Genomic DNA, 15,530 nt, shown 5'->3' with positions numbered 1-15,530 from the left:
GTTGTTACTTTATGATTTTGAAGGGAAATATCATGAAAAAGATATCTTATGAACGGATTTATAAATCCCAGGAATACCTCTCCCCGTTGGGCGAGATTCATCATCGCGCGCTGTTTGGAGGCTATACCCTGGCGGTGGATGATGCGGTTTTTGCCATGGTGTCAGACGGAGAGCTTTATCTTCGCGCCTGTGAAGAGAGTGCGAAATACTGTGTAAAAAATGCCTCCTCTTTTTTGACGTTGATGAAGCGAGGCCGCCCGGTGCTGCTCAACTATTATCGTGTGGATGACGGATTATGGCAGGACAGGGAGCGGTTGCTTCAGCTCTCCTCGTTTGCGCTCAGTGCGGCAAGAAAAGAGCGCTATCAGCGCCATCAACGAAACCGACTCAAGGATCTGCCAAACCTGACCTTTCAGCTTGAAGTCTTGCTCTTTGAAGCTGGCATTACCGATGAGGAAACGCTGCGGGCGCTGGGTGCCAGAGCGAGCTGGCTGAAGATGCGGGCAAAAAACAAAGCGCTCGGTATTAAAGTTCTCTTCGCGCTGGAAGGGGCTATCGAGGGGCTGCATGAGGCGGCACTCCCGGCAGGTATTCGCCGGGAGCTGACGGAGTGGTTTAATGCGCTGCCTGAGCCACAGGAGAATCACTCCTCCAGGTAGCGATTTGCTGTTGCAGCCGGCAAATTTCAGGCAGCAGAGCGATAAGCAGGCCTATTTGCTGAAGCACCAGCGGCGCTTTGCTGTCGTTTCCTGGGTCAAGATGCGCAATGCGTTGAGCCAGTTCATCCAGGGCCTGTTGAACGCGCGGCTCATCGGCCGGTCGGTGATGAAGTGCGTCATCAACGTAACAGACGGCATCATCGAGCAGGTTGAGAATGCCCGGGTTGGTGAGTTTCTCACGGTGGGCACCCAGCGTCGAAATATAGCTGGTGAACGTATGGTTCAGACAGAGCAGGCGGAACGCAGTCTCACGAATCTCCGCCGTGGCGCGAGGCTCCGTTGACATGTTAGAGACAACGGAGGCCAGTTCTGCGTCACTGTTGTGCGCGTCGCGACGGGCTATCCGGTAAGCCAGGCGGTTATCGCGCCCCTGGTGGTACTGCTCCAGGATTGCGTCAAGGTATCGACAGTTGGCGTTCATTGCCCTGTCTACCACGCGCGGCAAATTGCGGAAACGCCAGTCCGGCCAGATAAAGCTGACCGCAGCCCAGGCAATCGCACAGCCAATCAGGGTATCGATCACGCGGGGCAGGGCAACTTCAAACCCTTCACCCAGCAGGTTAAAGCAGAGCAGCACCAGCAGCGTGATGAACATGGTGGCGTGGGCGTACTGCACGTTGCGAAACGCGAAGAACAGCACGCCGGTGATCACAATCAGAATCAGTTGACCTTCAACGGAGGGCACGAAATAGAGCACCGGAAGGCCGATCGCGACGCCGACCAGCGTGCCGATAATACGCAGCGCAAGACGGTGTCGGGTGGCGTTATAGTTTGGCTGGCAGACGAACAGGCTGGTCAGCAGGATCCAGTAGCCGTGGTGCAGCCCGGTTATCTGGATAAAGGCATACCCCACGCACAGCACCAGCGACATTCTTACCGCGTGGCGAAAGAGTGCCGACTCCGGCGTAAAGTTACGGCTCAGACGTAGCCACATATCGCTAACGCTGTGCACGCTGTCATCAGCAAGCTGATTTTCCACCTCACTGCCCGGCAGCGCCATCGCCTGTTCGGACTCAATGGTTGCCAGCTGGGCATCAATCGCCCGCAGGTTGTTCAGCAGAAAGCCCAGCGCTTTGATGTGCTCCGGTGACGTTCCGCTGGCCTGAACGCGGTCGAGCGCCGCATCAAGATGGCTGAATACGCGTTCAAAGCGGGGGTCATGCTGATAGGGCGTACGCAGCAGAATGGAGCGCGAGAGCTGCTGGCACGCCTGGGACTGCATGGACAACAGGCGCTGGAAGCGGAACATCACGTCGCTGTAGCGGAACTTCTCGCGCAGGGCCGCGTATTGAACGTGCGAGGAGCTGGCACGTTCGTGAATGTCCTGGGCGGCAAAATAGTAGTGTAAGGTCCTTCGCGTTCCACGCTGACCGCGATCGCCGCGCAGACGGGTAAGCAGAGAGGCTTTTGTCTGGTTAAGGGTGGCGACCAGCTGGCCGTTTGCCAGCGCCAGATCGTAGAGCGGAGCCTGGCTTTCTTCCTCGATATCCGGGTCGAACAGCCGGGATTTCAGTTCCAGATAGTGGGCTAACTGCTCAAAGCTGCGGGCAAGGTTATCCTGCAGCGGGCGAACCGGGAAGATCAGATGACCGGTTAGCGTCAGCAGGTTATACCAGATGGCGCCCAGCAGCAGGAGAACCGGCTGCTGGTACCACTGGTCATACAGGGAAACGCCCAGCATGGTGTAGATGGCGATCAGCAATGCACCAAACGCGATGGTGGCATAGCGCTGCCCGAGGCCGCCCAGCAAAATAAACCCACTGGTTGAGAGCGTAAGGCCCAGGGCAAACAGCCAGGGCCACGGGAAAAGCAGCTCAACGGACGCTGACGCAATGAAAAAGCAGACGAGCGTAATGACCAGGTTACGTAAACGTCCGGCCAGACGATCGTCCAGGTCCGCCAGCGCCCCGGCTACCACTCCCAGCGTAAGCGGAATGGTGAGCTTGACATCATTCAGCCACCAGGGCAGGGCAACCGTGCCGCAAAGCGCGATAAATATCCTGACGTTGTATAGCCAGGTGCTGTTCCAGGTATAACGGCGAAGCAATGGGCTTAGCATAAACGCGGCCGGTCCTTATTTACTGAAAACGACGACGCGCGTTTGCTTCACGCGCCGCCTGGGCCACTTCTACCGGAACAACCCTGCGACCGACGGGCCAAAGGGCGATAGCGGCGATCTTAAAGTTTGCGATCCCCACAGGAATACCAATAATCGTGATGCACTGTGCAATACCGGCAAAAATATGCATGATGCACAGCCACCAGCCGAAGAAAATCAGCCACAGTATGTTCAGCAGGGTTCCGCCCGTATTCATCAGGGCGTTTTTGCTCTCCGGATTGAGTTCGTCAACGTGGATAGCTTCATTCCCGTAGGGGATTAAGGAGAGTTTTGTGATCTCCCAGCAGGAACGAGTCAGGGGAAGCGTGAAAATCAGGACGATGCTCACCAGCGTGGCAAAAAGCCAGGAAAGGGTGGTGGCAAAACCGCCCAGCACAAAATTCAACACATTCAGAACGGTACGCATAAACCCTCACTTCCTTTCGATAAAATTAACGCCCAATGATTGTAACGTTTTTTTAGGCTGGAGCACCTTAAAACTGGCAGTTAAACTGTCAGGTAAATTATCTCTTCGTGGATTTGGCGGAACATGGAACTGAAAGCAACGTCGTTAGGCAAACGCCTGGCGCAACACCCTTACGACAGGGTGGTTCTCCTTAATGCCGGGGTGAAAGTCTCCGGGGAACGCCACGAATACCTTATTCCGTTTAATCAGCTTCTGGCTATCCACTGTAAGCGCGGGCTGGTGTGGGGCGAGCTGGAGTTCGTTCTGCCTGACGATAAAGTCGTGCGTCTTCACGGCACCGAGTGGGCGGAAACCCAGCGTTTTCATCATCACCTGAACGCACTGTGGCAGCAGTGGAGCCAGGATATGAGCGTAATTGCCGCCCAGGTGCTGCAGCAGGTGCTGGACGATATCGCGCAGAGCAACGCACAGCACGCGTGGCTGACCCGTCAGCAGACCGCCGGGCTGCAGCAAAAGATCCGACAGGCACTCTCGGCGCTGCCGCTCTCCGTGACGCGTCTCGACGAGTTTGACAACTGTCGCGACGCCTGGCGCCAGTGTCAGGCCTGGCTGAATGATAAGGATAAAAGCCGTCTCGCCCATAACCAGGCCTGGACGGACGCCATGCTCACCCAATACGCCGACTTTTTCAGTACGGTGGAATCTTCACCGCTCAATCCGGCCCAGGCGCGCGCGGTGGTCAACGGCGAGCAGTCGCTGCTGGTGCTGGCGGGGGCCGGTAGCGGTAAAACGTCGGTGCTGGTGGCGCGTGCCGGCTGGCTGCTGACGACCGGAGAAGCGGTAGCCGATCAAATACTGCTTCTGGCCTTTGGCCGCAAGGCTGCTCAGGAGATGGACGAACGTATCCAGGAACGCCTGCACACGCGGGATATCACGGCCAGAACCTTCCATGCCCTTGCGCTGCATATTATTCAGCAGGGCAGTAAAAAAGTGCCTTCCATCAGTAAGCTGGAAAACGACGCGCAGGCGCGTCAGGCGCTGTTCATCAAAACGTGGCGCCAGCAGTGCAGTGAGAAAAAGGCGCAGGCGAAAGGGTGGCGTCAGTGGCTGGAGGAGGAGCTCCGCTGGGAGGTGCCAGAGGGCAGCTTCTGGCAGGATGACAAACTGGCGCGTCGGCTGGGTTCGCGACTTGACCGCTGGGTCAGCCTGATGCGAATGCACGGTGGAACGCAGGCAGAGATGATTGAAAGCGCGCCGGAGGCGATCCGCGATCTGTTCTCGAAACGGGTCAAGCTGATGGCTCCGCTGCTGAAAGCCTGGAAAACCGCGCTGAAAGAGGAAAATGCCGTCGATTTCTCCGGTTTAATCCATCAGGCCATCATCATTCTTGAGAAGGGACGTTTTGTCAGCCCGTGGAAACACATTCTGGTGGATGAGTTCCAGGATATCTCTCCGCAGCGTGCTGCACTGCTCTCGGCGCTACGGGCGCAAAATAAACATACGTCGCTGTTTGCGGTGGGGGACGACTGGCAGGCCATTTATCGCTTCAGCGGGGCGCAGCTCTCCCTGACGACCGCGTTCCACCACTATTTTGGCGAAGGGGATCGCAGCGATCTGGACACCACCTACCGCTTCAATTCACGCATTGGTGAGATCGCCAACCGCTTTATCCAGCAAAACCCGCATCAGCTGGCCAAGCCGCTCAATAGCCTGCGCCCAGGGGATAAAAAAGCGGTCACCCTGCTGGCGGATGACCAGCTGGAGCCGCTGCTGGACAAGCTCAGCGGCTACGCGAAGCCCGATGAACGTATTCTGGTGTTGGCGCGCTACCATCACCTTAAGCCCGCAGCGCTGGAAAAAGCCGCCACCCGCTGGCCGAAACTGAAGCTTGAATTTATGACAATTCACGCCAGCAAAGGGCAGCAGGCTGACTATGTGATTGTGGTGGGGCTGAAAGAGGGCAGCGACGGTTTCCCGGCCCCGGCCCGCGAGTCGGTGATGGAAGAGGCCCTGCTGCCGGTGCCGGAAGACTTCCCGGATGCCGAAGAGCGGCGTTTGCTGTATGTGGCCATCACCCGCGCGCGACATCGCGTGTGGCTGCTGTTCAATAAAGAGGAGCCATCCGTGTTTGTCGATATCCTGAAGAGTATTGATGTGCCGGTGGCGCGTAAGCCATAACGATGTCAGGCAAGATTTTGTAGCCGCCACCCGGCAAAAAAGCTACTTCAGTCTATCGGAAAGATAACGCTGATAGTCCGGAATAAGGATATCAACCGGCGAGTTAAACTGCGGCGATTCGATGATGAAATCCGCCGTCGACAGGTTTGTCGCCACCGGAATATTCCACACCGTCGCCAGGCGCAGCAGCGCTTTAACATCCGGATCGTGCGGAACCGCGTTCAGCGGGTCCCAGAAGAAGATCAGCACATCAATTTTCCCTTCGGAAATCTGCGCGCCGACCTGCTGATCGCCGCCCATCGGGCCGCTAAGCATGGCATTCACCTGCAGACCCGTTTCGCGCTGGATCAGATTACCGGTTGTGCCGGTCGCCGACAGGGCGTGCTTTTCCAGCGAAGGCTGATGGCGGCGAACCCAGTTAAGCAGCATTTGTTTACAGTGATCGTGCGCCACAAGAGCAATGTGTTTGCGCTCAGGCAGCGTGCGTGTTGTCAGTTCCATAATCATATCCATCAGGTTAACTGACTACACGATGACGGGAACCGTCTGACGCTGCAAGAGAAAGGCGTAAAAAATGTGGCTTATGATGAAGGTTGTTGTTTTGCCCACTGTAAAAAACGGGCCCGCGTGTCGGGATCGGCCTGCTGGAACCAGAATTTAAGGCGCTGTTCCGTCAGGGTCTGGGACTGGGGAGGAATAACGTCCAGTTCAGAGACGCCGGATAAAAGCGTACTGTCATCCGCCATCATGGTGGCAAACTGCGGAAGCGATGCGCGTTTTCCCGCTTTGTTATAGGTCTGGGTCGCGGCCTCGTAATCCGGGCCTTTCGGCGAGGTCGTTAACGCCAGAATATCCAGCTTCACCGGAATCGGCATCGCATTCCCGTCCAGCAGTTCAACGCGGGGTGAAGCGTCGAAGGCCGCAGATTCCTTCTCCGTTTCAAGGCGAGGCAGGGTGATGTTCACCTGACTGATTTGCCGGGTATTAAAGCTGACGATCAGCGGCGGGGAGATGTACATCCGTTGCTCGTGATTAGCCAGACCGATCGACTTTTCTACCCGAAAGACCAGCTGATGCGGCCCGTTATCTAACTCGATGCTGTCTGCACCGCGCAATAACGAGCTGGAGACCTTTTTTCCGTCCAGTACAAGAAGATCAATGTCGGTAGAGAGCCGGAGCGTGGTAGCAAAAACGCAGACCGGCATCACTAACGCAATCAGGGCAGTGGCAATACCGGTTTTCATAGAAGGCTCCCGTCAGAAATCCTGTCGCCGCATTAATGTATCTAAATTTTTCGATAATCACGTTTACTAACATATAGACATATTTCGCCGTTTTGCCCTCATGCATCTGTATGGGATGGATGGTTGAGATGTGCGGTTTGGCGTACACTTTTAAAAAAGCCAGGAGAAAAACCATGAAAGAGAACGATATTGCCGAGATTCTGACATCCACGCGTACCATTGCGCTGGTGGGCGCGAGCGATAAACCCGATCGTCCCAGCTATCGGGTGATGAAATACCTTCTCGATCAGGGCTATCACGTTATCCCGGTCTCGCCAAAAGTGGCGGGTAAAACATTGCTGGGCCAGCAGGGTTACGCCACACTCGCGGACGTGCCGGAAAAAATTGATATGGTCGATGTCTTCCGTAATTCCGAGGCAGCGTGGGAAGTGGCGCAGGACGCTATCGCCGTAGGGGCGAAAACGCTGTGGATGCAGCTGGGCGTGATTAACGAGCAGGCCGCTGTGCTGGCGCGGGATGCGGGGTTGAAGGTCGTCATGGATCGCTGTCCGGCGATCGACATCCCCCGTCTGGGGCTGGCGAAGTAATAAAAAAAAAGCCCGTTATCGGGCTTTTTTTACACGCTTAGTTCCGCAGGCGCGGAGCCTGTAACTGTTTGCGGATAGTCTGAGCAAGTTCATCCATTGTGGGTTGCTCCGGATGCTCTTCCTGCAGCTCGCTACTCAGCTGCGCTTCGGCCAGATAGGTGTGAACGGGTTGTCCATCATCACCTTCCATTACCACATGGTACCAGGGCGCGGCGCGAAGCTCTGCGTTCACCGCCAGCTCGTCTGCTGACGGTTCATCAAGGGAATACTCCGGGTCGATATCCACGACCACACCCAAATACCCTAGCAAAGTGTGGCGGACCTGCTGGCCGATACCGAATTTGCTGGCAATCATAGTCACCTCCCGGGAAATACGACTTACACGTTATGTGCGGGCAATATTTCTCTTTTCAAGTTACATGACGCGACAGGCAAACCCTTTCAGATACAGTCCTTCCGGGTAGGTAGCAATCACGGGGTGATCGGCTGCCTGACGGAACTGCTCTATAAATTGTACATCACGACCAGCATCTATTGCGGCATCGGCGATGATTTTCTGAAATAAATCTGTGGTCATCAGGCCGGAGCAGGAGAAGGTGAGCAGAACCCCGCCCGGGTTCAGCAGCTGGATAGCCAGCATGTTGATATCTTTATACCCGCGGCACGCGCCCATCAGCTGGCTTTTGTTTTCCACAAACTTCGGCGGATCCATCACGATGACGTCGAACTTCTCGCCCTGATCGCGATATTTACGCAGCAGCTTGAACACGTCATCGCGGACAAACTCCGCTTTGCTCAAGTCCAGCTTGTTGAGCTCGACGTTCTGTTTTGCCACGTCCAGCGCTTCCTGCGAGGTGTCCACGCTCACCACCTGAGCACAGCCGCCCATCAGCGCCGAAACGGCAAAACCGCCGGTATAGGAGAAGCAGTTCAGCACGCGTTTGTCGGCAACGTACTGACGCGTAGCCAGACGGCTGTCGCGCTGGTCGAGGTAGTAACCCGTTTTGTGCCCGCCCTGAATATCCACCAGCAGCTTCATGCCGTGCTCTTCAATCGGCAGCAGGGCCGGTGGCAGTTCGCCCGTTACGGGCCCCTGAGTCAGCTCCATGCCTTCTTTTTTGCGCACCGCCACATCGCTGCGGTCGTAAATGGCGCATTCCGGGAACAGCATTTGCAGCGCGCTGATCAGCGCGGCACGCTGGTATTCCGCTCCGGCGCTCAGGAGTTGCAGCACCAGGAAGTTACCGAAGCGATCTATGGTCACGCCCGGCAGGCCGTCGGACTCACCGGCAATCAGGCGGTAGCTGTCCAGCCCGTCGCGTTTTGCCAGCCAGTCGCGCCACTGCTGCGCCTGCTGCAGACGGCGAACGAAGAAGTCGATGTCGATGGTTTCATCTTTATCAAACGTCCAGACGCGAGCGCGGATCTGGGACGCTGGCGAGTAGGCGCCTCGCGCTAACCATTTCCCCTGATGGTCAACGATATCAATGGTTTCACCGAGGCTGGCTTTGCCTTCCATACGGGCAACCGCGCCGGAAAAGACCCAGGGATGACGGCGCAGTAATGATTTCTCGCGCCCTTTGGCTAACACTAAACGTACACTCATAATTTGCTGTTCTGTCGATTTCAGGAAATGGCGCGTAGATTACCACATTCAGCAAGGCGCAATCATCTGCGGATACCGTTGAGCGTTTCGGCACAAAATTAAATCGCTTAGGCACATTCCGGCATTGCAGCAGGCTTTACAGTAGGGCTTCCGGTACAGCAGAGGGAGCACCCATGAAAAAGCGCAGTGTGATAGCCATAGCCGCTCTGGCGGCGATGAGTTTTCAGGTTTTAGCAACAACGCCTTTCGACGTCACCAGCCGGGATATTTCCGGCGAAAGGCGGCTGGCGCAACAGCAGGTATTTGAGGGGTTTGGCTGCCACGGTGGGAATATCTCACCGCAGCTGGCATGGAAAAATCCGCCTGCCGGTACGAAAAGTTTTGCCGTCACGGTATATGACCCGGATGCGCCCACCGGCAGCGGCTGGTGGCACTGGACCGTAGCCAATATTCCGGCGAAGACAATGACGCTGCCCGCTGATGCCGGTAACCCGAACGGCGAGAAATTACCTGCCGGCGTTGTGCAGGGGCGTAATGATTTCGGCTATTCTGGATTCGGCGGCGCATGTCCACCCGAAGGGGACAAGCCTCACCGCTATCAGATTACCGTCTGGGCCCTGGACGTGGATAAACTGCCCGTCGACAACAATGCCAGCGGCGCGCTGGTCGGTTTTATGCTCAATAGTCACGTTCTGGCAAAGGCTCAGTTAACAGCAACCTACAGCAGATAAGGATGGCAGGGTGCAGGAGTTTCATTTTCGACATAACCATCTTACCGCGGGTGAAGTGACTGCCAGCAAAATGCATCGCCTGCACCAGGTTAAACTGTTTTTTCCGGCTATTTGTCATATCACTCACGGCACTAAGGTGATAGTTCAGGATGATAACCGCCTGGAGGCGACACGGGATGAGCTCATTATTATCCCGGCCAATACGGCGATGGAGATTATCAATCAGCCTGTAAACGGTCTGTTTCACTCGGATTTGCTGATGTTATCCCCGGAGATCGTCGCCGAGTTTAAGGCGCATTACCTGAAATCCTGGCCGCGCACGACGCTGCATTCGCTCTGCGCCCCGCTGAGCGAGGGATTGGCGTTTATGTGGGACAATCTGCTGCACGCCGTGCGTCAGGATTTACCGGAGGCGCTACAAAAGCATCAGGCTTTCGGCCTTTTGCTGGCCCTGCTGCACGATGGCGTGGCGGGTCCGCTGCTTGTTGAGCGCAACAGTAACCTGACCGAGCAGGTGCGGCAGTTCATTATGCTGTCGCCCGCCAGAGACTGGACCGCGCAGGACGTTGCCAGCCGTCTGGCCTTAAGCGTGCCGACGCTGCGCAGACGCTTACGTGAAGAGTCGCAGAGTTTTCGCCAGATCGTGGAGGAGGTGAGGATGGCCGTTGCTTTGTCACAGCTTCAGTCAACCCGATTACCAATTGGCGAAATCGCATTACAATGTGGGTATCTTTCCAGCTCTCGTTTCACCGCCCGTTTCCGGCAGCACTATGGCTGTTTGCCGAAAACGCTACGTTAAGGAGAAGAAAAATGTCCAAAATCTGCATTATTGCCTGGGTTCACGGCGTTGTTCAGGGCGTGGGGTTCCGCTACAGCACCCAGCGCGAAGCGGTTGAGCTTGGGCTCACGGGATACGCGCGAAATAGGGACGACGGCAGCGTTGAGGTGGTCGCCTGCGGCGAAGCGGAGCAGGTCGACAAGCTGGTGGCGTGGCTGAAAGCGGGCGGGCCGCGCAGCGCACGGGTTGATAAGGTGTTAACGGAACCGCATCAACCCGGGCGCGAATACGTAAACTTCGGGATTCGGTATTAAATACACTTCACCGGCTTAGGCAGGCCGGCAATTTTGGTGGCCTGTTTTGCCGGGCCTTTCGGGAACAGACGATACAGATAGCGGCTGTTGCCTTTCTCTTCGCCGAACTTATTGGCCATGGCTTTGACCAGCATGCGGATCGCCGGAGAGGTGTTGAATTCAAGATAGAACTCGCGAACAAAACGCACCACTTCCCAGTGTTCGGGGGAGAGGGTAATCCCTTCGTTTTCCGCAATTTTCTCCGCCAGCGGCTCGCTCCAGAGCGTCGTATCTTTTAGATAGCCTTCGCTATCGGTCTCAATTTCCTGGCCTGCAAAAATGAACATAATCTTCTGTCATCTGTGAAAAAAACGGCGACAGTGTAGCAAAAAAGCCGCCGCAGGATAAGTCGTGCCCTACAGGAGCAGTTGCAGCAGATTGTTGGCATTAAGCTTTTTCAGCGCGTTGCATTTATGGGTTGAAACCTGTTTCTCAGACATACGCGTCACGATGGCAATGTGGCGTACCGGCAAGCCGGTAAGCATCAGATCGAGCACGTTGAATTCAAGGCCGGTAAGACAGCAGTCAAGACTTCGGACGCGGCGAGGCTCTTTTGCCAGCAAATATGCCGCATCAGCGACGGCGATCCGGTCATCGATGATATAAAGGGTCAACGTACTGAAACGCTTGCGTAAATGCGTCGCCAGCGCCCACCCCTTTTCATTGCAGACCAGATACAGGCTGCCTTGCCAGCGGGCGGCTTCCAGTCTGAGCAAAATGTTTATCAATGCCTGATGCGTACCCGCCACGGAAAAACGGCAGCGTACGACAACCACGCGGCGGGTAAGCAGCGCTGGCTGCCATTGCACGGTGTCGCTTTGGACCTCTGGCTGAACGCCCCGACGCAGCAGCGCGTAGCGCAACCCTTCGGCGTAAAATCGATTATTGTCGAGAATAGCGTAACTCACGGTGACCTCGTTATAACGTGCTGGGCGTATAGATAACGCGCAGCGTGCCGGTATAGTCGCCCGCGTTTTTGCTGCTGGCGGCAAACGCTGGGGTTTTCAGGATAATAGGGGCAGGAATGCACAATACGCTCTCGCGTCCGCCGGGCAGCACGACCTGACGCAGATGCTGCGGATTGTTCGTGCCTTGCCAGACCAGGGTTTTACCGTTCGCGACGGCTTCGGTTGCGCCTGTTATTGGATTGGTGACGGAGACCCGATAATCGAGACGATCCCGCGCATCGGTCTGGCTACCGCCGCGTCGCCTGATTGAAAACGCGCCTTCGGCACGATCCGCTGAGGGGAGTCCGTCATCCTCAAAGCGAAGATAGGCGCGGGTGCTGGTACTGTTTTTGCCGTCGTACAGGCACATATCCAGCGAGTTTTCACCCTGGATCTCACTACCTCCCGGCCGCCCCGGGAAGTTGGTCAGGTTGAGGTTAACGATGGGCGTTGAGTGCGGAAATGCCGGCAGATAAATCTGCTGATTACCCGGATCGACCACCTCAATGCGAATGTTTGCCTGCCACCTGGCGATGGTGAGGTAGCCAGGGCATCCGACGTTTACGTCATTGAAGTTCCCGCCACAGTCGGCGCTCCCCCATTGACGCAGGTTCTGCTTCAGCGTTGCGGTCCAGATCCCCGGCAGGGCGAGCTTATCCAGTTCGCTTTTCACAATATAGAAATCGAAATAGGGCTCTCTGTTCCAGGCGCTGAGATCGCCCGTTCCCCCCGTGACAAAGCTGGCAAAGGTAAAGACTTTATTGTTGATAAACATATAGTGATCGCCATACACCTTGATATCCACCGTCTTGCTGGTGAGGGCATGCGTGAAACGTAAATTGATGGCATAGGGCGCGGCCGGGTTAGCTGAGAACCAGACCGGTGAGTTCATGCAGGCCCCGTTCGTGGTATCAGTCCGGGACTCACAGGTCAGGGTATTACGTCCCCACTTTTGCGGGTCGGCGAGGTCATAGCCGCCCGATTCATGAAACCAGATATCGAAACGCGCAGGCGGTGCCGTACGATCGAAGCTGATCCCAACGCTGGTGTTTCGTCCCGCAGGGGCGCCCGCCAGCGCCTGGCCTGTCCACAGGCTTAAGAACAGTAATATAAAGAAGCACTTAATCACATCATTTCCCTTTAGTGAGGTTGTCGGCGTTCATGGCAGTTGGACCGGCAGGTACCGATCGTCCGGCGAGCATCAGCTGCGCCTGCTGCTGGACGGCATCCGGCAGGGCGGAGAAGGTTAACTCCCGGCAAGGAATTGAGCCGACATAGCGCACCACGTCGCGCATACTTTTCACGTTGAGTTCGCACTGATAAAACTGCTGCTGGCGCACCAGGTAGAGGTTATGCAGCAGGGCATCGCTCTGGGCGCTGAATCCGCCGTTGCCAAGATCGCTCCAGCCGTTAACGTTCAGCGGCACGCCACCGATAAACGGCGAATGACGCTCGTCGGTTAACTGGCCGAGCCAGGTGTAGCTTGCGGTGGTTTGCACATCCCGACGCAGCAGTTTGCCAGGCACCATAAACAGCGTTCTGCTGCCTGAACCTTGCGTGATCTCACTGCTGGCTCCCCGGGACACGTCCAGCGATTCGTTAATCGTCAACGTTGTCTGCTGGTAGCCCGGCACTGCGAAGAGGGCGCGGCTATTGCCCGGAATGTCTGCGCTCCCGCTGTTATCCAGCGACACGGCAACGCTAGGAACCTGGGTATCCTCCGGTGTGGCAACGTTAACCGCGACGGCGGAAGCAGGACGACCGTCGCTCCAGCGTCCCAGCCACAGGCCAGAACGCGACAGCGCAAGGGTCGAGCTGTAGTTGCCGCTGCTGCTCAGCGTATGGCGCCTGTCCTGACGATCCCAGGCGTCGCTGACGGTCAGGCTGCCGTTGCCGTATCGCCCGCCCTGGCGCGTATAGGCTGAGGTATTCAGCGAGTCGCTGTTAATGCCCGACGCGCTCAGACCGTACTCATTTTCGCCGCGTGCATCGGCGTACCAGTTATGCGCCACGTTGTAGCTCAGCTGATTTTTTTCACGCTGCTGGTGCTGCCAGGTCGCGCCCAAAGAGGTATAGCTCGACGCATCACCCTGACGGTTATGCGCCATGGACAGGCTCACGCTCAGGTAGCCGCCTTTGTCCCTGCCGTCGCGGGCGTCATCGTGACGCATGAACAGGTTAATGCTGCTGTTAATGTTGAGGCCTCGGGTGCTAAAGGCATTGCTCAGCCCTCCCTGCCAGGCGCGCGAGCGCGAGCGGGTCATATAGACCGATTCCCACGGCAAACCCGCATCGTGGCGATCGTCGCTGTCCGGGAGCTCCCGACGTGAAACGTACCGTCCTTCGTTGCGGTTATCCGAATATCCGAGGCTCGCATACCAGGCGCCGACAGGGACGGAAAACATCACCGAGAGGGTGCGATAGCAGCCGTTCACGGCGTCAAACCCCGCGCTTCGGGTGTTGCAGTTTTCCGCTGATAGCGCGTTGCGATAGAGGCTCAGCGAAAAACCGTCGTTGTAGCTGATTTGCTGAATATTGCCGCGCTGGCCTTCGCTGCCGTAAAGGTAGCTAAACCGGGTACTCAGCACGCCGTCGATCGGGCCCGCGTTGAAGCCCCGGCTCCAGTCGAGCGCATTTTCCAGGAAACGCTGGTTTTTCTTTATCGTTGCTCCGCTGGTCAGCGCCAGGGTCGGGGTGACGGGCAGGCGCACACCCGCCTGCGCAACCGCGCTGCGTTCTTCGTTCCGATCGCTATTGTCGGTTTCACCCGCCTGCAGGAACCACTCGACGCGGTCAAATGGCGTAATGCCGGTTCGGGTAAACGGCACCTGCTCGGTACGCGTCAGCCGGTTATTTTCATAGACCGACAGCGTGACGGTGTAGCTCCCGTCCGGAAACGATCGCGTGTCGAGGGTTTGCGCCCCGGCATTCAGATAAAAGCTGGCCAGCAGCTGATTGCCACGGCGGGCGTCGATACGCGCGTCATGGGAAAGCAGTACGGTGACAGGCGTTCCCTTTGACTGCTGAACCGGATTAATCCACGCCCGTGTTGAACCCGTGCGCAGACCGCGAATTTTGCCCAGCGGCAGCTGGCTGAGGTTGATATTCCCGCCGGCATTACTGAACAGATCGCGGGTATCCATCTCGCCCAGCTGGACATAGTACTGACGCAGGATATCCTGGCGGAACCAGGCGTTGTTGACGGTGATTTCCTGCTGCTGCTGACGCCGTGAACGCTGTCCCAGCCAGGTCCAGTCGAGGTTAACATAGCCGTCCTGCGTGAGCGCCAGCGCGCCGTTGCCCTGCACGGTAGCCGACTGATAATCCCTGTCGGCAACGAAGTTAATATTCTGCTGATGGATCAGCGCATTTTCGGTGTCCTGCGTGGGCTGATACCACTGATTTTCCGCGGTGGCTTTAGGCAGAAATTTCTTGTCCAAAAACAGGCTAATACGGGCGTTATTCTCATCATAGATAATGGCCGCGCGGTCGGTATCAATGTAATCGCAGCCCGCTGCGGAGCCGTTGCTGCTGCAGGCCAGGTTGCCGTTACGGGCAAGCGGAACGGCCAGCGCGGCAGACACGGTGCCAACGAGAGCAGGGTCGTCGTTAAACCGACGTTTGATGGCCGCAACCACGGTTTCAGGTGCGACAAAACTGACCGTTTCAAGCGTGATATCCGTTTCAAAAAGTCCAAGCGACTCGCCGTAGAGGTTGACCTCTGTCCACAGGCGCTGCGTTTTAGCCAGATCTTCAAAACCTGCCGGGACGGCCATCCCGGCGCAGGCGAGTTGGATGGATGCGGGTAACAAAGCAACAAAGAGGAGAGTATTTCTGTGAAACGCCATGAACGAGCCTCGAC

General features: G+C 56.7%; 16 protein-coding genes. 6 read left to right on the top strand and 10 right to left on the bottom strand.

Features of this window, described 5'->3' with window-relative positions; all coding sequences use genetic code 11:
• Positions 1-32 precede the first annotated feature (32 nt).
• Positions 33-659 carry a TfoX/Sxy family DNA transformation protein gene (locus tag SPH27_RS06730; RefSeq protein WP_182071691.1) on the top strand — a complete coding sequence of 209 codons (627 nt, stop codon included), beginning with the start codon at positions 33-35 and terminating at the stop codon, positions 657-659.
• Here the strand turns inward: SPH27_RS06730 and yccS are convergent.
• Positions 616-2,778, bottom strand: coding sequence for a YccS family putative transporter (gene yccS, locus SPH27_RS06725; RefSeq protein WP_033145122.1), 2,163 nt, complete (start codon positions 2,776-2,778; stop codon positions 616-618). The genes SPH27_RS06730 and yccS overlap by 44 nt on opposite strands.
• 19 nt (positions 2,779-2,797) lie before the next feature.
• Positions 2,798-3,244: a YccF domain-containing protein gene (locus SPH27_RS06720; protein WP_023311032.1), complete on the bottom strand. Its 447-nt coding sequence runs from the start codon at positions 3,242-3,244 to the stop codon at positions 2,798-2,800.
• A 123-nt stretch (positions 3,245-3,367) separates the two neighbouring features.
• Here SPH27_RS06720 and helD point away from each other — a divergent pair, with 123 nt between their 5' ends.
• Positions 3,368-5,422 carry a DNA helicase IV gene (gene helD / locus SPH27_RS06715; RefSeq protein ID WP_182071690.1) on the top strand — a complete coding sequence of 685 codons (2,055 nt, stop codon included), beginning with the start codon at positions 3,368-3,370 and terminating at the stop codon, positions 5,420-5,422.
• Positions 5,423-5,464: 42 nt separating this feature from the next.
• On the opposite strand, the gene mgsA is transcribed toward helD, so the two are convergent.
• A complete protein-coding gene (gene mgsA, locus SPH27_RS06710) occupies positions 5,465-5,923 on the bottom strand; it encodes a methylglyoxal synthase (RefSeq protein ID WP_033145124.1) in 459 nt (152 codons plus the stop codon).
• An 80-nt stretch (positions 5,924-6,003) separates the two neighbouring features.
• Positions 6,004-6,666 carry a curli synthesis inhibitor gene (gene csgI, locus SPH27_RS06705; protein WP_033145125.1) on the bottom strand — a complete coding sequence of 221 codons (663 nt, stop codon included), beginning with the start codon at positions 6,664-6,666 and terminating at the stop codon, positions 6,004-6,006.
• Positions 6,667-6,839: 173 nt separating this feature from the next.
• Here csgI and SPH27_RS06700 point away from each other — a divergent pair, with 173 nt between their 5' ends.
• Entirely contained in the window at positions 6,840-7,253 is a 414-nt protein-coding gene (locus SPH27_RS06700) for a CoA-binding protein (protein WP_028012609.1), read from the top strand.
• Positions 7,254-7,290: 37 nt separating this feature from the next.
• Here SPH27_RS06700 and hspQ read toward each other — a convergent pair whose 3' ends face one another.
• Together hspQ and rlmI are read right to left on the bottom strand one after the other, a co-directional pair.
• Positions 7,291-7,608, bottom strand: a complete 318-nt coding sequence (gene hspQ, locus SPH27_RS06695; protein WP_008499919.1) for a heat shock protein HspQ — start codon at positions 7,606-7,608, stop codon at positions 7,291-7,293.
• A 60-nt stretch (positions 7,609-7,668) separates the two neighbouring features.
• Positions 7,669-8,859: a 23S rRNA (cytosine(1962)-C(5))-methyltransferase RlmI gene (rlmI, locus tag SPH27_RS06690; RefSeq protein ID WP_047061512.1), complete on the bottom strand. Its 1,191-nt coding sequence runs from the start codon at positions 8,857-8,859 to the stop codon at positions 7,669-7,671.
• 173 nt (positions 8,860-9,032) lie between these two features.
• Between rlmI and SPH27_RS06685 the strand changes: the two genes are divergently transcribed.
• Genes SPH27_RS06685 through yccX form a run of 3 tightly spaced genes read left to right on the top strand, consistent with a single transcriptional unit; the run spans position 9,033 to position 10,682 of the window.
• Complete coding sequence (locus SPH27_RS06685) at positions 9,033-9,590, top strand: kinase inhibitor (RefSeq protein ID WP_039261620.1); 558 nt, start codon at positions 9,033-9,035, stop codon at positions 9,588-9,590.
• Positions 9,591-9,600: 10 nt separating this feature from the next.
• Entirely contained in the window at positions 9,601-10,389 is a 789-nt protein-coding gene (locus tag SPH27_RS06680; protein ID WP_039261622.1) for an AraC family transcriptional regulator, read from the top strand.
• 11 nt (positions 10,390-10,400) lie between these two features.
• A complete protein-coding gene (gene yccX / locus SPH27_RS06675) occupies positions 10,401-10,682 on the top strand; it encodes an acylphosphatase (RefSeq protein ID WP_182071689.1) in 282 nt (93 codons plus the stop codon).
• Here yccX and tusE read toward each other — a convergent pair.
• The 4 genes from tusE to SPH27_RS06655 form a co-directional block, all read right to left on the bottom strand.
• Complete coding sequence (gene tusE / locus SPH27_RS06670) at positions 10,679-11,008, bottom strand: sulfurtransferase TusE (RefSeq protein ID WP_008499913.1); 330 nt, start codon at positions 11,006-11,008, stop codon at positions 10,679-10,681. The two genes, yccX and tusE, sit on opposite strands and share 4 nt — an antisense overlap.
• A gap of 69 nt (positions 11,009-11,077) precedes the next feature.
• The gene (locus tag SPH27_RS06665; protein ID WP_047061513.1) at positions 11,078-11,629 is read right to left on the bottom strand and encodes a LuxR C-terminal-related transcriptional regulator; all 552 of its coding nucleotides are present in this window, start codon (positions 11,627-11,629) and stop codon (positions 11,078-11,080) included.
• Positions 11,630-11,639: 10 nt separating this feature from the next.
• Positions 11,640-12,797, bottom strand: coding sequence for a CfaE/CblD family pilus tip adhesin (locus SPH27_RS06660; protein WP_101744469.1), 1,158 nt, complete (start codon positions 12,795-12,797; stop codon positions 11,640-11,642).
• Between the two features lies 1 nt (position 12,798).
• Positions 12,799-15,516, bottom strand: a complete 2,718-nt coding sequence (locus tag SPH27_RS06655) for a TcfC E-set like domain-containing protein (protein WP_182071688.1) — start codon at positions 15,514-15,516, stop codon at positions 12,799-12,801.
• Between the last annotated feature and the right edge of the window lie 14 nt (positions 15,517-15,530).

This window comes from Enterobacter sp. A103 (assembly GCF_034427535.1).
Taxonomy (GTDB): Bacteria; Pseudomonadota; Gammaproteobacteria; order Enterobacterales; family Enterobacteriaceae; genus Enterobacter; species Enterobacter asburiae_B.
The sequence above is the reverse complement of the archived record's forward strand: the minus strand, read 5'-3'. Positions and strand labels throughout refer to the sequence as shown.

Bases quoted from the DNA above. Each gene is read 5' to 3' on its own strand.
- SPH27_RS06730 (WP_182071691.1), top strand. From the start codon at position 33: ATGAAAAAGATATCTTATGAACGGATTTATAAATCCCAGGAATACCTC.
- yccS (WP_033145122.1), bottom strand. From the start codon at position 2,778: ATGCTAAGCCCATTGCTTCGCCGTTATACCTGGAACAGCACCTGGCTA.
- SPH27_RS06720 (WP_023311032.1), bottom strand. From the start codon at position 3,244: ATGCGTACCGTTCTGAATGTGTTGAATTTTGTGCTGGGCGGTTTTGCC.
- helD (WP_182071690.1), top strand. From the start codon at position 3,368: ATGGAACTGAAAGCAACGTCGTTAGGCAAACGCCTGGCGCAACACCCT.
- mgsA (WP_033145124.1), bottom strand. From the start codon at position 5,923: ATGGAACTGACAACACGCACGCTGCCTGAGCGCAAACACATTGCTCTT.
- csgI (WP_033145125.1), bottom strand. From the start codon at position 6,666: ATGAAAACCGGTATTGCCACTGCCCTGATTGCGTTAGTGATGCCGGTC.
- SPH27_RS06700 (WP_028012609.1), top strand. From the start codon at position 6,840: ATGAAAGAGAACGATATTGCCGAGATTCTGACATCCACGCGTACCATT.
- hspQ (WP_008499919.1), bottom strand. From the start codon at position 7,608: ATGATTGCCAGCAAATTCGGTATCGGCCAGCAGGTCCGCCACACTTTG.
- rlmI (WP_047061512.1), bottom strand. From the start codon at position 8,859: ATGAGTGTACGTTTAGTGTTAGCCAAAGGGCGCGAGAAATCATTACTG.
- SPH27_RS06685 (WP_039261620.1), top strand. From the start codon at position 9,033: ATGAAAAAGCGCAGTGTGATAGCCATAGCCGCTCTGGCGGCGATGAGT.
- yccX (WP_182071689.1), top strand. From the start codon at position 10,401: ATGTCCAAAATCTGCATTATTGCCTGGGTTCACGGCGTTGTTCAGGGC.
- tusE (WP_008499913.1), bottom strand. From the start codon at position 11,008: ATGTTCATTTTTGCAGGCCAGGAAATTGAGACCGATAGCGAAGGCTAT.
- SPH27_RS06655 (WP_182071688.1), bottom strand. From the start codon at position 15,516: ATGGCGTTTCACAGAAATACTCTCCTCTTTGTTGCTTTGTTACCCGCA.